Genomic DNA, 14,505 nt, shown 5'->3' with positions numbered 1-14,505 from the left:
CCATCGACTTCTCTTTTTACCATGCTATTAAATTCGCGAAAACCCTTCCGTCTCAAGATAGTTCATCGCTTCCTTATACGTATTAAACGTACCATCCAGTCCACCATCTTCTGAATAAACATTCCAAAGATCGTCTTCTTCTAGAATCGTAAGGGTAATCGTATTGTCATTAATCCACACTTCTTCCGTTGGCTGTTTTGAAATCTCACTATCCTGAGCAGTTAGTGAAAGAATAGATTTTCTAATGATTTCACGTAATTCTATCTCAGTGAATTCACGAATGTTGACCATGCCTTTATCATTTGTTTCATATCCTGTCATTTTCCCAGCATACACAAAACCATTTCCATTCGGATGTAGGTGATATACGACATTTTTATTTTCATATGCACTCTCATTATAATGAAAATTCACTCGTTTTAATGAGACATCTTTTCTTTCAAGTTCAGGGAACGTTTCAATAATCTCTAGTTTTTCTTCAAATGTTAACATATAATCTCCAGTATCATTTTTCTTTTAGTATATCATTGTTGGATCGGTAAAATGCACATCATCTTCTCTATTCAGATATTTTCTTTTTTGCATGTTCATCTCTGCTCATAAGGGGGTTTCCATTTGTTTCAAGCTACACTATTTTGGGTATCTATTGAGAAAAGACTAGGAAAAGGAGAACGATCATGCAGGTAACAAGCAAAACATTGTTAACGAAGGAAGATATGACGAATCCAACCGTAGTTCCTGAATGGGTAATACGAGAATACACTACTTTTCATCAAATTGTAACGGATAAAACATTTCCCTGTTATTTTGGAATGAAAGCGGAAATGAAAGGCGAACTGCGTTACGCATATATCACGCAGGATGATTGGTCGAACCTACCTAAGGCTGTTGAGGAATTCTTAACTCTATTTAAAGAACCTCCATACGTCCGTCATGGTCTTTTCGTCTTTGTAGAACCTGAAGAAGAAAAGGATGACCTTGAACATTACCGTAAACGATTTTGGGACATCCTCCAAAACTTACACGAAAACGACAAACAAAAATGGCCTGAAGACAAACCTAAAGACCCTGACCACTACTTATGGGACTTCCACTTTGGCGGGGAACCCATCTTTGTCTTCGGAAATGCACCTGCATACAAACAACGAAAAACACGTGATCTAGGAAACAGCCTTATCCTTGGATTCCAACCACGAAAAATCTTTGAAGGACTTGAAGGAACAGAAAAAGGTGGCATTATGTCACGTGAAAAAGTAAGAGAACGTGTTGAAAAATGGGATAACCTCCCTACTCATCCTGATATCTCTCACTTCGGCGACCCTACCCACAATGAATGGAAGCAGTTTTTCATTGGAGATGATATCGAACCAATACTTGGGAAGTGTCCGTTTCAACATAAAAATCTCTAATGATAAGGTAAAGCCTCGCACAGGAGTAAGGTGCGAGGCTTTTAGAAGCGCAGGGACGTTTCTACTGCTTTGTTCATAATCTAAAGGAAGCGCTGGAAATAAGAGTGAAACAAAGTGTTACAGATCTTTTTAATTCTCCACTCTTAGTAATTTTAGTCTCTAAGAATATACTATGCTTGTTGGTACACATAAAAAGACAGGGATCTGCTTCAAAGGTCCCTGTCTACATGTACTTACTCTTCAATAATACTCTCAGCTTTAGTTGCTGTTTCTTCCAACTGGAGTGCTATATTATTATTAATAATATTTAAATTTTCCACTGTAGCACTCATTTCTTGAAGGGTGGCCGTTGCTTGCTCAATGATAGCCGCAAGTTCATTTGTTGAGGACTCTGCTGTGATTGCATTTTGCTCAACACTACTTGCTAATTCTTCAAACTGAGAAAAATTTGTTTTTAAACTTAATTGATTTTCTGATAATTTACCAAAAGCTTTCTTCACAGCTTCAGCGGCGGTTACATTATCATTTAGCTTCTTACTGCTAAGTATCATTTTATCCTGGGCTGCGCTGTTACTATCATTTACTTCTGATAGATTAAGTGTAATTTTCTCTGCTGTTAAGTTTGTCATCTCCGCAAGCTTTCTAATTTCCTCAGCGACCACTGAAAAACCACGTCCTGCTTCACCAGCTCTAGCTGCTTCAATAGATGCATTTAATGCAAGCAAGTTGGTTTGAGCCGAAATTTCTTTAATTTGGTCAGTAAAACTATTTGTTTGTTCAATTTTATTGGTTAATATATTAAAGTTGTTATTCAGTTCCTTAATTGTCTCTTCTAAATCACTCATACTTAAAGTCAACAGGTCTGCCTTATCAGATCCCTCACTTGCAACAATTTGCGCTGTTTCTGATTCGTTTATTAACTTCGTTGTTACTTCATTTAAATGTTCTATGCCTTTTTTCGTGCTAACAGTACCTAGTGCTAAGTCTGTGATTTGTTCACTTTGAGTCTGAGAACTTGAAGCCATTTCATTAATAGAAGTGGCCATTTCAGATTGTGACTGAAGATTCTTATGTAACTGTTTATGAATAGATGAAACATTATTACTTATAAAGTTAACATTTGTTACAAGGTTTAACCGTTGCTTCTCCTTTTCCTTAGCCTCTTCCTGTGAAGCCTGCAGAACGCTTTCAAGTTGCGAGAACTGAGCTATATTAAGACGAATTAGAGATGTAGCTATAACAGAAATTATCAAATACACTACAAGAGATACAGGCATTTGTTCCCTTATTAAACTGTATTCTGGTAAAGCATAATTACTGTTCAAGATTAATCCTATGAAGCCTAAAATGAAGCCACAGCTGAAAATATAAGGATTATAATGAAGCATCGCCAACAACAAAAGCATAATAAAAGTGAGTAAGCTAATAAAGCTCCCTCCAATTAAAAAAATGCTTCCAAAGGCTACTCCATAAGCAATAATTAAAAATGAGTACGGAAAGAAGCGCTCTAGATTCGTATATTTGTTAAATAAAAGATATAACCCTATATATACTGCCAATTGGATACTAAAAAGTCCAATATGAAGAAGGTTACCGGTTGCAACACCTAATCCAAGTCCCGCTACTAAAGATAGAGAATAAGTAACAGTTATCCAGAAATTTTTAACTTTTATGTCCTTCTTTCGAAGATCTTGAACCGCATTCATAAGGCTCCTCCAATTATAATAATTTACCAAAGATAGAACATTATTATACTATTTTAGAATCATATTTACTATCTTTTTCAAAGAAGGAATATAGGTTAATCAGACTAGTCAACAGCTTCTAGAATTTAAAATATAGAAGTGTCGGGACTTTTCTATTGATTCGTTCATAGTCCGGGGGAATCACTTATTACTGAGAATCAAAGTAGCTTCCTCAACAATACTTTCTATAAGCGATTTAACCGTTTGTTTTTTAGCTAACCTTGGGCTTTGTCCAGACCAAAGAGACATAAATTCGCGATTTTTTTGTAAAGTAGCGGCTTTTCTAATTCCTTTGGTTAGCGTGTTTTGTACCGGGAAGTTTGGTAGTAATTCTTCACTTTTCTGCATTTCAAAAATAAATTCATTCTTTATTCCTCTTGCCCACTTTCCAGAGAAAGAACGTGTCATAATTGTCTGGTTCTCAGGTGTATGAAGAACTTCTTCTTTATGAATCTCGCTTGCTCCACTTTCAATACAAGTTAAAAAAGCTGTACCCATTTGTACTCCCTCTGCTCCCAAGCAGATAGAAGCCATTAATCCTCTTCCATCCATAATTCCTCCAGCAGATATTACAGGGTATTGTCAAAACTTATATATTAAAAAGTTAATAATTCCTAGATTTAAAGGGCTTTAAATGCAAAAAAATTGCCACCCCCTGAATTTTAGGAAATAGTGAGGTTACCACACCAAACACCAACCTAAAAAGGATGTGACAAGTTGTACCCTCAATAATTAACTTATTTAATGGAATTTATCAAGTATCAAGATCAGGTAATTCGAACATTACTTACTTTTTATATTGGAAAAAGTGTGTTTGAGAAACCTGATGAAACACCTGTGAATCCACCCTATCTTAAGCTTCAAGTTGATGATTTTCCGGTCATCGGGACTACAAAATACACAAGAATGGTTCTTTTGCTTCCTTTTCTTTTAAACGAATAGTCAGCTTATGTTTATTTCCTGTTGTCTACTGGAATAGTAGCATGTAATAATCACCTTTGTTGCGGTCTAAATATAGATAGCGTAAAATTCCGCTCCTTATGAGTTTTACGTACAATCTTTTGCATATTTTTTTCAATATAACGTAGTTGTTGATGATTTATTTTTTCTGTAGCAACAATTTCATAACTCCATTTTGGTGGTTTAATGATATTTACATATTCTTTCCCGATTCGAACACGCCTAAAAACAAGTCGTTTGGAGTCCCATACAATAAAATGCTTATCATACATATCCTCATGTTCATTTTTTAGACGAGGCAAAATTATATACACATCACCTTTTATTCCTCTAGTTCGTTGAGAATGTATGTCAGCATTTGCGGTTTTCCACGTGATGTATGCTATACGGTTTTTATAATCAGCATCAGTCTCTTCTATCATTTTCTTAGGATAATCTGGCTTTAATACTCGCTGAAATAATTCCACTATTATAAAAGAAAAATCCCTATCAAAATCGGTTAGAAAATGCTCTTCAAGATGTCTTACATCAACCCAATAACCCCTAGTATCTATTGTCTTCACTAAATCTCGAACGATCATCACAGCTAATGATTCTCTACGTTCTACATACTCAATATATGCCTTATCATATTGTTGGCGATTTTTTAGTGGTGGCTGATATAGTGTATACCTTCCTTTTTCCTCTGACTTATCCGTGGCATACTCAATATACTTACGGATATAGTCCTCTCGAAATGATTGAGAAGGTCCTTTTTGCTTTTTCTTCTGATTTTCTTTTCTTTTTAATTTCATTTTTTCAATAATCACCACTGCATCTAACTCTAGCCTTTCACTCGTATATTGCTCGCTACAACCGTAACAAATTTTCCACTCTTTAATCCATTGGTGTTTTAAATCTAGCTGTTTATTTGTTTTCAAGAATTGACGAACTTTGTTTTGCAATTGATTATTTTCATTTACAATTCGTTTTTCACAAATGATACAGTCCATCATAACCTCTTTAATTTATTTATTATATACTCGACTTTCCCAGACAAAAATTGTACCTCTATTCCTTATTTACACAAATTGATTTTTGAAAGGAAGCTTTGAAACTCCACTTTACATTTAAATTTCTATCCACAAGTCTTAATCCACCTATATTATACCAATTTTATGATACTATTGTCTTAAAATAAATTAACGAGGCTACTAGTATGAGTGAATTAGTGTTTGAAATGAAAGATTTTAATAGAGACTCTGACCATACAGTTAGGTCCCTTCATCTGAATGATTATCCGATTGTCTATATTCTTTATAATGAGAAAAAAAGGCCTTCAGCTTATATAGGACAAACCGTTCAAGCTACAAGAAGATTGAAAAAACACTTAGAGGATAAAAGGCGAAGAAATTTGAACCGGTCTATTTTGGTTGGACACGAGAAATTTAATCAATCTGCTACGTATAATATTGAGTCAAACTTGATTAATTATTTTATTGCCGATAACCACTTCCAACTACAAAATGTAAGTCAAACTAGCTCTAGGGAAATGCACAATTATTATGATAAATCCTTTTATAATGAAGATCTTTTTCAAACAATTTGGGAGAAGCTTCGTGAAGAGAAAATTGTGAGTGATACCATTGAGAACCTTAAAAACAAAGACATATATAAACTATCCCCTTATAAGGAATTGTCACCTCTACAGCTAGATATTAAAAGTGACATTCTTGATTTCTGTAAGGAACATATCAAGTTAGAAGGCAACCATGTGATTACGGTTGAGGGAGATGCTGGCACAGGTAAAAGTGTCCTCTTAAGCTCTTTGTTTAATACTCTTCAGGATTTATCTAAGGATAGTAGCTCTCTTCTACAAGGAACCGATAACTATTTGATTGTTAATAATAGTGAGGTGCTAAAGACATATAAAAATATTGCTAACAGCTTGCCGAATATGAAGAAGAAGAACCTAATGAAGCCAACACCCTTTATTAATGAGAAAACGAAGTCGGGAACTACAGCAGATATAGTGCTTATAGACGAAGCCCATCTACTTTTAACGAAGGAAGATACTTATAACAATTTTAATTATAAAAATCAATTGGATGAGATTATTAAACGAAGTAAGATTACAATCGTCATCTTCGATCCAAAACAAGTGCTAAAGATTAAAAGCTACTGGAACGAACGTTTACTTGAGGAAATTACAAATCACTATTCGGCCAGAACCGTAAAGCTAACAGATCAAATGAGAATGAACGCTAATCAGGAGACAATAGATTGGATTAATTGTTTTGTTGCCAAAGAAGTTCTCCCATTACCTTCAGAAACAGGATTTTCCTTTGAACTTAAACTATTTGATCATGCTAAATCATTTAAAGCTGCTATAGAAAGTAAAAATAATGAAGTCGGTCTATCACGTATTGTCTCAACCTTTGATTATTTACATAAAAAAGATAAAGAAACGTACATTGTCGATGAAGAAGGAATAAACATGCCTTGGAATAACACAACAAATAATGTGGCTTGGGCTGAGAATCCTGAATCCATTAGAGAAGTGGGATCCATCTATACTGTTCAAGGCTTCGATCTTAACTATGTCGGTGTAGTCCTTGGTCCATCCATTAGTTATAATCGAGATACAAACAAGCTAATTATTGACCCATCTAAATATAAAGATACCGGAGCATTCACATCACGCTCAGACTTATCACTTGAGAAGAACCAGGAAATTAAAGAAGAAATCATATTAAATTCCATCAATGTCCTAATGAAGCGAGGAATTCGTGGGCTATACATTTACGCAACAGACCCTACTTTGAGACAACATCTACTAGAATTAGAAAGGAGAAGAAGGACATGAGTGACATACAACCCTTAATCGATAAAATAAACAGATTCCGAGATGAACGTAACTGGAGACAATACCATAACCCAAAAGACCTAGCAATCTCTATCTCCATTGAAGCAGCAGAACTACTAGAAGATTTTCAGTGGATCACTAGTGAAGAAGCTCTTAAAAGGAATGGAGAAAATATCCGTGAAGAAATTGCAGATGTTCTAATCTATTCATTGATGTTATGTTCTGATCTGGGATTGGATGTTAAAAAGATTGTTGAAGAGAAGATTGAAAAGAATGGGAGGAAGTATCCTGTTGAATAAGGTTTGGGTACTTCATCTATTAAAGCATGAGAATATTTCTTCTTACACTTCTTTTGCTTTTTAATGATTAAGTCAAACCACGTTTACTTTTTTGTTTTAGTTCCGAGAACATAAGGGATGTTATACAGTACTAGGCTTGTCCACTTTCTATAAGGTCAAAACACATTGGATAAATGGAAGTATATATGAGGGGCTTACTTATTATCTTTTCAATCATCTTGTTAGTTTCATGTGATAATCAATCCTTATCAATAGTTGTTAATGAATATGATACTAGTAAATTAAGTATTGATTTTGATAATGAAAAGGCATACGAAATAGGAGCTAATGTTGAAGGAATGCCTATTTTTAAAGATCCTAAAAAAGCATTGAAACAGGCAAAGTTGGACTACAAGGAAGCCTTTGAAGCAGTAGCTAAGGAATTTGATTTAGAACCCGTTAGTGATAGGAACTATAAAGAATACAAAAAATATGGCTGGCAGGTAACGGTTAAGGATAAGAATGTTCAAGAACAAAGCGTAAAATTATCAAAGTTTCTTGATATATACGAAAATAGTTTTGGAGAATGATTAATATTAAGCTAAAGAAAAGCCCAGGGACGTTTCTCCTGCTTCGTTCATAATCCTTAGGAAGCACTAATGGATATAATGTCGGACCCATGACTGATGAACCAATTTAATTAGTCCTTTTGCGTTTCCATTTACAGAAAAATATTTCACTTGTTTTTATGCGCATATAAATAATCAATAATAGGGTGACAATATCTACTATTCGATAAAAGAGAACGTTAGCAAAGAGAGATGATTGCATATAAATTTGTGGAGTTAAAAATAGATAAATAACCACAAGGTGAAGTATCTACATAACTCGGATATATATGCTGGTAAGGGGTTTGCCTTGTTATTTGTCTTTTTAATAGTCATCTGGACAAATGGATGAAACAGAATAGCTCCAGATTTAAAAATTTTTGATACTAGATTTAGAATTGGAAATTTTTCATCTATTCATATGTAATCTAACATATAAAAAGACTCCCCTTAAATAATTCCCTCTATTTCTAGAGTCTCCTCCTTTATGAACCGTTCGAGCTGTCTAGCAAAATCATCAATTTGATTTATTTCAGTAAGTAAGTAAAAATTAGAGCGCATGTTATATGGTGGTTCCATCTTATTGTCTACTTTAACTTCAATACCGACAATTCCTCTTCTTTCTGCGAGGAAAAATCTCAAAGATAGAAAGTGTGTGGCGTCCCCAGTTTCATGACCTGTTATCCATGTAAATTCATGTTTTCCTAGCTGGTTAGCAAAATTAATGATGCCTTCTCGAAGTTCATCTAAATATGCGTTATCTAAATATATATCAAGATTTATTGTACAATCGTTACCTATTAGCCCTAAATTAACCTCAAAAAAAACAACATCTGTCCATATTTTCTTCAATTTTAATCTTGGGCTTGGCATAAATAACACCACCTTTTTTCTACTTTGTACCTTTCTTGATTATATAATATTTTTGCTTGAGATATTTTTTAATTATTTCAACACAGATTAAAGCCTAAGTGATGGTAAATCAAAATTTTTAACTTATTATTCCTCGGAATAAGAATAAACTCATTATGTTTTTACAGAAAGTGACTGGTTATTTAATATAAATTATATGACTTCCTATCAGTCAGCGTCCCTATATTTAAAAGATATCGTAAAATTAAATTCACTTTTTTATTTACACTATTGGTCTAAAAATAACTACGTTAGAAGATAGAAATATCCAAATAAAACTTAAAGAACTAAATGGTCAATGGGTAATTAACTCCAAGGCCCAATTTTTGCCCCTTACATAACCACGGAGAACCGTACCACAACTTTCACTTTGCCCTATATCATGAAGTGATCCGTTTTCTTACCCAAAAGACAAAATTATTAGGTATCGAGTCAAAATCATATTTCGCAAACGAATACAACTGTTCTCCGTATTGGGCTGTCAGCATGCCATGATCTTGTGCCGATACATATGGTTTTTTACGTAGCCCTCTAATGGTATAAGTAGGTATTACCACATACCAAAATATCCTTAAGGGGGCCTTTTTATACTTCAACTAGAGCCAGAATTGATGATTTTTTCTCCTTTCCTTTAAGGCATTAAAATAAAATGCAGTTGTAATGTTAGATACTATAGTCATTTCTTGGCATAAGAAATAACTAGACAATAAGACCCACTTTAAAATATTATAATATTACAGAATAGTACTTTCCTACTAGGGGTTGGAGTGAGAATATTGAAATTGACAGTTGGAAAAAAATTATATAGTAGTTTTCTCATTATCGTTGTCTTAATGGGAACTTTAGGTTGGATTGGAATAACCAAGTTAGGACAATTAAATGATTCAACAAAATTTATAACAAACGAAAAAATACCAGCATTAAACACAATAACCGAAATGAAATATATTATTTCCGAAAATATCGGCATCATTAGTGAACATATTATTTCACCAGACGACGAAACTATGTTAGGAAAAGAAGAGGAGTATAAAACTAATAAGGAACAACTTGATAAGTTATTCATAGATTATGAAAAATATATAACAACTAAAAATGAAAGAGACTTAATTGACGAGATAAAAAACGAAATTGCATTATATAATAACTTTGTTAATGATGTATTTACATTAAGTGCTATAAATAACGACGATGAAGCAATTATAGAAGTTACAAATTATCAAGACAAAATTAATGAAATTACAAAGAGTATGGATCAACTTGTTGCTTTAAACATGCAATTTGCTGAAGATGCAAGCATAATGACTAGTAATTTATATCAAAGCGGGCTTTCTCAATCCATATTTTTCATTAGTATAAGTTTATTTTTCGCAATTGGAGTAGCATTCTTTATCACAAGAAGCATAAGTAAACCTCTTGCATCAGTAACAGAAACTTTAAAACATATTTCCGATGGTGATTTGACTATTGAGCCTTTAAAAATTCGTAATCAAGATGAGATTGGTTTACTAGTTAGTTCACTTAATAAAATGTTAATTGATTTAAATGCAACTGTTTCTACAGCAAGTAATTCTGCAATTCAAGTTGCATCTTCCTCAGGCGAATTATTTGCAAGTGCTGAGCAAAATACCAAAGTCTCTGAACGATTATCAAACCTTGTGCAAACTAATACAGGAGGTGTAGAGGTACAATTAAATAGGATTGATAATGTCTCAGTTTCACTAGATCAAATGATTAAACGTGTAAAAGATATTAGTGATAATAGTACCGAAATGGATAAATCAACAAAAATCACATCAAAATTTGTTGAAAAAGGAATGACATCTGTTGAAACAGTTGTACATCGTATTCATGAAATTAAAGCATCGTTTAATCAAATGAATACAGTGATTAACTCACTTGATAATCGTTCAAAAGAAATCGGGGAAATATTATCATTAATTACCGATATTTCAAACCAAACCAATCTTTTGGCACTAAACGCGGCCATTGAGGCTGCTAGAGCCGGAGAACACGGAAAGGGATTCGCAGTTGTAGCTGAAGAAGTAAAAAAACTTGCAGAGGAATCAAAAAAATCAGCAGATCAAATAGAAGATATGATTACAGATATCCAATCAAAAACAAAGAATGCAGTATTATCGATTGACGAAGGAAATTTAAAGGTACAAGAGGGTATTTCTTCAACAGAGGAAGCAAAACAATCATTTAATGATATTAAAAAGTCTATGTCAGATGTTTCAAATAAAGTTACAGATGTTTCAGTATCTATTCAAGATATTGAGACTATTAGTTTAAATATATCAATGGCTCTTGAAAATGTACGGGACATTGCAGAAAAAAGCGTAACTTCAAATCAAGAAAGTAGTGCCGCTACAGAAGAGCAACTAGCCACAACGGAGGAAATAGCCTCATCGGCTCAGTCACTTTCTTCATTGGCAGAAGAGTTACATTTAGCAATCTCTAAGTTTAAGATTAAGGGCTGATAATAATAGTTAAAACTCACTAAAAGGAAACTCATTTATATGGGTTTCCTCAGACTGTAGACAAACTCGATAAAAATCGGGCTTGCCTACAGTCTTTTTATTTTAGCTTGAGGTGAATAGGGGTCTGTTGATTTCCGTTCCAGGCGCTTCGCTTTCTGCGGGTCTGGCGGTGAGCCATCATATTTATGGAATAGCTTTCTAGAGAAATCTTCAAATATCCATTGAACTACCCTTTGCTGAATTTCCTTGCTTTCTACTTATTTCATTTAATCTATTTATTTTAATAGTAAGTTCTATCTTACTATTTACCATTATTTGTGATACGGTTCCCCCCGATTAATCCGAAACGCACGATAAACCTGCTCTAACAAAATCAACTTCATTAATTGATGCGGAAAAGTCATCTTTGAAAATGATAACGTATCATTCGCACGCTTCATAACCGCTGTACTTAATCCTAGTGATCCGCCGATGACGAAGGCAATTTTGCTTTTGCCGTAGGTTGCGAGCTGGTCAAGGTCCTTGGCTAGCTGCTCGGAGGATTTCATTTTGCCTTCAATGGCAAGAGCGATGACGTGGGTGTCATCGCTGATTTTGCTTAGGATTCGTTCCCCTTCTTTATCTTTTACTTGGATCATTTCGATTTCGCTTAAGTTTTCAGGGGCTTTTTCATCTGGTAGTTCGATGACGTCTATTTTTGCATAGGTTGAGAGTCTCTTTAAGTATTCGTCAATTCCTTGCTTTAAGTATTTTTCTTTTAGCTTGCCGATTGTGACGATTGAAATATTCACAGCATCTTTCCCCATTTCACTTCTTCATGTTCAAATTATTTATCCACATTCCATCAACAGTTATCCACATTGTTGATAATTATTACTCTCCGATCACATACACTGCAGGGTTCTTACATAATTCACATGTTGTGGATAACTTTTCATTTTCTGCTACTTTTTCGATCTCTGGTGCTAGTTCTTTTTCATCCACATACATATCTATAGCGACTTCTACATGTTCCTCGCAACAATACATTCTTCTCAAACCTCCTTATCCACATGTTTATACGTTTATTTTATCATTTTTCTCTGGTTTTTATTTATCCACAATGCATTCATCTTTCCATAGGAAAAGGAGCTAATTGATTAGCTCCCCATCATATCCTGCTCGCCTAGTTTCATTTTACCAGATTGTTTTTCACCATTACGATAAAATGAAAATTCAATTGTATCACCGACATCTTGATTGTATAGCACTTTACGTAATTCAATAATGTCCTTTACTTCTTCTCCTGCAAATTCGGTAATAACATCAAATTCCTGTAGTCCACCTTGAGCGGCTGGAGAAAGTGGCTCCACACTCATCACAATAACACCTGAACTAATTTCCTCAGGTAGCTTTAAGGTTTGCTCTTTATGATAGCTTGAGATTTCATTTAGAGATCTCATACCGATTCCCATATATGGACGGCGAACCTCACTATATTTTTCTAGGTCTGCAATAATCGGAATAGCATGATTAACAGGTATGGATAGTCCGATTCCTTCTACCGCGGACTGGGCAATTTTCATCGAGTTAATTCCAATGACTTTCCCGTCCATATTAATAAGAGCACCACCGCTATTACCTGGGTTTATTGCAGCATCAGTTTGTAATACCTCTGCATTCCAATCAACCTGTCCATCGCCATTCTCATCAATTGGTATTGCTCTTTCTGTACCAGAGATAATTCCTTGTGTAACAGATCCCGAAAATTGAAGGCCTAATGGATTTCCAATTGCTATCACCGGTTCTCCTGGTTTTACCTTATCAGAATCACCGAAATCAGCCACCTTCGTAATTTTCTCGCTGTCCACTCGTAGAACCGCTAAATCTGTTAACACATCGCTTCCTAAGATTTCAGCAGGAACTCGTTGACCATCACTTAAGCTGATTTCAACCTGTGATGCACCTGCAATGACATGGTGATTGGTTACAACAAAAGCATTTTGGCCCTCTTTTTTATAAATTACACCAGAGCCTGTGCCTGCTTCGCCCGTTTCACTCCAAAAACCTGCATCCTGGAGATTCACAACTCCAACTACAGCTTCTGATACATCATCAACGATGCCAGTAATGGCTGTATTCACATCAACCGAGACGTTCTTGATGGAACCTGTTGATTCCGTTGTTTCCGCTTGTTGCTGCGTTTCATCTCCACCTAACTCCATATCATATGGAAGAAAGCGAGAGAAAGCAGGAAAAGCAAACATCATGAGAAGTCCGCCTAGAATAGCGCCGACTAATCCCGCTAAAAACCAGCCACCACGGTTTCCTTTTTGCCTTTTTGCGTTATAATTTTCATAATCTTGATCATAATAGCCCATTACGACACCATTCCTTTCTAAAAGCACTTCATGAATAGTGGATTGTCTAATCAACATTATTCTCTTATCTGATGAAAATTAACCAACCAAATCGCGTTTTTCTTAAATAGCAACTAGTGGTGTAGGTGTAAGAGGATCCGTATCGAACAAGTCAAATTGCTCTCCTGTCATAAACCCTTTGCTAGCAAGGGTTTGCTGAACAGACATGCGTGCAAGATCCTTCATGTTGTTGTCTTTACTTAAATGTGCTAAATAAATTCGTTTTGTCGCATCACCAATTACATCGGTCATGGCAATAGCAGCATCCTCGTTCGAAACATGACCTACATCACTTAAAATTCTTCGTTTAATACTCCATGGATAATGCCCCATTTGCAGCATGGAAACATCATGATTGCTTTCAAAAACAAAGGCATCTGCATTGTAAATGGTGCCTTTCATTCGATCACTTACATACCCAGTATCCGTGATAAGCGCTAGCTTCTTCCCCTCATGATGAAACACATAAAACATTGGCTCAGCCGCATCATGGCTCACTCCAAATGATTCAATATCCACATTCAAAAATGCTTTAACAGACCCTGTATCAAAAACAAATTTTTGCTCTGTTGCAATTTGTCCAACAAGTCCATCCATTGCTTGCCATGTTTTTTCATTTGCATAAATCGGTAGCTTATATTTGCGAGCAAGTACACCTAATCCTTTAATGTGATCACTGTGTTCATGTGTTACGAAAATACCAGAAAGCTTACTTATGTCTCGTCCAATTTGATCAAAAAGACCTTGCATTTGCTTACCACTTAAGCCTGCATCGACTAAAAATGATTGCTCTTCTGTTTCAACATAGATGGCATTCCCCGTACTTCCGCTTGCAAGCACACTAAACTGCAAGCTCATATTGTTCA

Annotated in this window: 15 protein-coding genes and 1 pseudogene; 6 read left to right on the top strand and 10 right to left on the bottom strand. The window is 34.9% G+C overall.

Annotated features, from left to right (window positions below; translation table 11 throughout):
- Positions 1–27 precede the first annotated feature (27 nt).
- Positions 28–492, bottom strand: coding sequence for a hypothetical protein (locus A9C19_RS20590; protein ID WP_072581604.1), 465 nt, complete (start codon positions 490–492; stop codon positions 28–30).
- A 185-nt stretch (positions 493–677) separates the two neighbouring features.
- On the opposite strand from A9C19_RS20590, the gene A9C19_RS20585 reads away from it, so the two are divergent.
- On the top strand, positions 678–1,409 hold the full coding sequence (locus A9C19_RS20585) for a YqcI/YcgG family protein (RefSeq protein ID WP_072581603.1): 732 nt from the start codon (positions 678–680) through the stop codon (positions 1,407–1,409).
- Positions 1,410–1,642: 233 nt separating this feature from the next.
- On the opposite strand, the gene A9C19_RS22860 is transcribed toward A9C19_RS20585, so the two are convergent.
- The 3 genes from A9C19_RS22860 to A9C19_RS20565 all read right to left on the bottom strand — a co-directional run bounded on the left by A9C19_RS22860 (position 1,643) and on the right by A9C19_RS20565 (position 5,106).
- Complete coding sequence (locus A9C19_RS22860; protein WP_420835849.1) at positions 1,643–2,254, bottom strand: methyl-accepting chemotaxis protein; 612 nt, start codon at positions 2,252–2,254, stop codon at positions 1,643–1,645.
- A 1,041-nt stretch (positions 2,255–3,295) separates the two neighbouring features.
- Entirely contained in the window at positions 3,296–3,724 is a 429-nt protein-coding gene (locus A9C19_RS20575) for an NAD(P)H-dependent flavin oxidoreductase (RefSeq protein ID WP_420835848.1), read from the bottom strand.
- Between the two features lie 422 nt (positions 3,725–4,146).
- Positions 4,147–5,106, bottom strand: coding sequence for a hypothetical protein (locus tag A9C19_RS20565; protein ID WP_072581599.1), 960 nt, complete (start codon positions 5,104–5,106; stop codon positions 4,147–4,149).
- A 206-nt stretch (positions 5,107–5,312) separates the two neighbouring features.
- Here A9C19_RS20565 and A9C19_RS20560 point away from each other — a divergent pair, with 206 nt between their 5' ends.
- From A9C19_RS20560 to A9C19_RS20550, 3 genes are all read left to right on the top strand, one after another.
- Entirely contained in the window at positions 5,313–6,959 is a 1,647-nt protein-coding gene (locus tag A9C19_RS20560) for a DUF2075 domain-containing protein (RefSeq protein WP_072581598.1), read from the top strand.
- On the top strand, positions 6,956–7,258 hold the full coding sequence (locus tag A9C19_RS20555) for a nucleotide pyrophosphohydrolase (protein ID WP_072581597.1): 303 nt from the start codon (positions 6,956–6,958) through the stop codon (positions 7,256–7,258). The genes A9C19_RS20560 and A9C19_RS20555 overlap by 4 nt, the downstream gene beginning before the upstream one ends.
- Positions 7,259–7,443: 185 nt before the next feature.
- Positions 7,444–7,827, top strand: coding sequence for a hypothetical protein (locus tag A9C19_RS20550; RefSeq protein ID WP_072581596.1), 384 nt, complete (start codon positions 7,444–7,446; stop codon positions 7,825–7,827).
- Positions 7,828–8,082: 255 nt separating this feature from the next.
- On the opposite strand, the gene A9C19_RS22855 is transcribed toward A9C19_RS20550, so the two are convergent.
- Positions 8,083–8,244: a hypothetical protein gene (locus A9C19_RS22855; RefSeq protein ID WP_420835847.1), complete on the bottom strand. Its 162-nt coding sequence runs from the start codon at positions 8,242–8,244 to the stop codon at positions 8,083–8,085.
- 51 nt (positions 8,245–8,295) lie between these two features.
- Positions 8,296–8,718 carry a hypothetical protein gene (locus A9C19_RS20545; protein WP_072581595.1) on the bottom strand — a complete coding sequence of 141 codons (423 nt, stop codon included), beginning with the start codon at positions 8,716–8,718 and terminating at the stop codon, positions 8,296–8,298.
- An 806-nt stretch (positions 8,719–9,524) separates the two neighbouring features.
- On the opposite strand from A9C19_RS20545, the pseudogene A9C19_RS22850 reads away from it, so the two are divergent.
- Together A9C19_RS22850 and A9C19_RS22845 are read left to right on the top strand one after the other, a co-directional pair.
- Positions 9,525–10,289: pseudogene (locus tag A9C19_RS22850) on the top strand (MCP four helix bundle domain-containing protein); the annotation flags it as partial.
- Entirely contained in the window at positions 10,287–11,240 is a 954-nt protein-coding gene (locus A9C19_RS22845) for a methyl-accepting chemotaxis protein (RefSeq protein WP_420835846.1), read from the top strand. The pseudogene A9C19_RS22850 and the gene A9C19_RS22845, both read left to right, overlap by 3 nt.
- A 311-nt stretch (positions 11,241–11,551) precedes the next feature.
- Here the strand turns inward: A9C19_RS22845 and rlmH are convergent, their stop codons facing one another.
- From rlmH to A9C19_RS20515, 4 genes are all read right to left on the bottom strand, one after another.
- Positions 11,552–12,031 carry a 23S rRNA (pseudouridine(1915)-N(3))-methyltransferase RlmH gene (rlmH, locus tag A9C19_RS20530; RefSeq protein ID WP_072581973.1) on the bottom strand — a complete coding sequence of 160 codons (480 nt, stop codon included), beginning with the start codon at positions 12,029–12,031 and terminating at the stop codon, positions 11,552–11,554.
- Positions 12,032–12,113: 82 nt separating this feature from the next.
- Positions 12,114–12,269: a CxxH/CxxC protein gene (locus A9C19_RS20525; protein ID WP_072581592.1), complete on the bottom strand. Its 156-nt coding sequence runs from the start codon at positions 12,267–12,269 to the stop codon at positions 12,114–12,116.
- Between the two features lie 110 nt (positions 12,270–12,379).
- Complete coding sequence (locus A9C19_RS20520) at positions 12,380–13,600, bottom strand: S1C family serine protease (RefSeq protein WP_072581972.1); 1,221 nt, start codon at positions 13,598–13,600, stop codon at positions 12,380–12,382.
- A gap of 102 nt (positions 13,601–13,702) precedes the next feature.
- On the bottom strand, positions 13,703–14,497 hold the full coding sequence (locus A9C19_RS20515) for an MBL fold metallo-hydrolase (RefSeq protein ID WP_072581591.1): 795 nt from the start codon (positions 14,495–14,497) through the stop codon (positions 13,703–13,705).
- Positions 14,498–14,505: the final 8 nt, after the last annotated feature.

This window comes from Bacillus weihaiensis (assembly GCF_001889165.1).
Lineage (GTDB): Bacteria > Bacillota > Bacilli > Bacillales > Bacillaceae > Metabacillus > Metabacillus weihaiensis.
The sequence above is the reverse complement of the archived record's forward strand: the minus strand, read 5'-3'. Positions and strand labels throughout refer to the sequence as shown.

Coding starts and splice junctions, on each gene's coding strand:
- A9C19_RS20590 (WP_072581604.1), bottom strand. CDS start 492: ATGTTAACATTTGAAGAAAAACTAGAGATTATTGAAACGTTCCCTGAA.
- A9C19_RS20585 (WP_072581603.1), top strand. CDS start 678: ATGCAGGTAACAAGCAAAACATTGTTAACGAAGGAAGATATGACGAAT.
- A9C19_RS22860 (WP_420835849.1), bottom strand. CDS start 2,254: ATGAGTGATTTAGAAGAGACAATTAAGGAACTGAATAACAACTTTAAT.
- A9C19_RS20565 (WP_072581599.1), bottom strand. CDS start 5,106: ATGGACTGTATCATTTGTGAAAAACGAATTGTAAATGAAAATAATCAA.
- A9C19_RS20560 (WP_072581598.1), top strand. CDS start 5,313: ATGAGTGAATTAGTGTTTGAAATGAAAGATTTTAATAGAGACTCTGAC.
- A9C19_RS20555 (WP_072581597.1), top strand. CDS start 6,956: ATGAGTGACATACAACCCTTAATCGATAAAATAAACAGATTCCGAGAT.
- A9C19_RS20550 (WP_072581596.1), top strand. CDS start 7,444: ATGAGGGGCTTACTTATTATCTTTTCAATCATCTTGTTAGTTTCATGT.
- A9C19_RS20545 (WP_072581595.1), bottom strand. CDS start 8,718: ATGCCAAGCCCAAGATTAAAATTGAAGAAAATATGGACAGATGTTGTT.
- A9C19_RS22845 (WP_420835846.1), top strand. CDS start 10,287: ATGTTAATTGATTTAAATGCAACTGTTTCTACAGCAAGTAATTCTGCA.
- A9C19_RS20525 (WP_072581592.1), bottom strand. CDS start 12,269: ATGTATTGTTGCGAGGAACATGTAGAAGTCGCTATAGATATGTATGTG.
- A9C19_RS20520 (WP_072581972.1), bottom strand. CDS start 13,600: ATGGGCTATTATGATCAAGATTATGAAAATTATAACGCAAAAAGGCAA.
- A9C19_RS20515 (WP_072581591.1), bottom strand. CDS start 14,497: ATGAGCTTGCAGTTTAGTGTGCTTGCAAGCGGAAGTACGGGGAATGCC.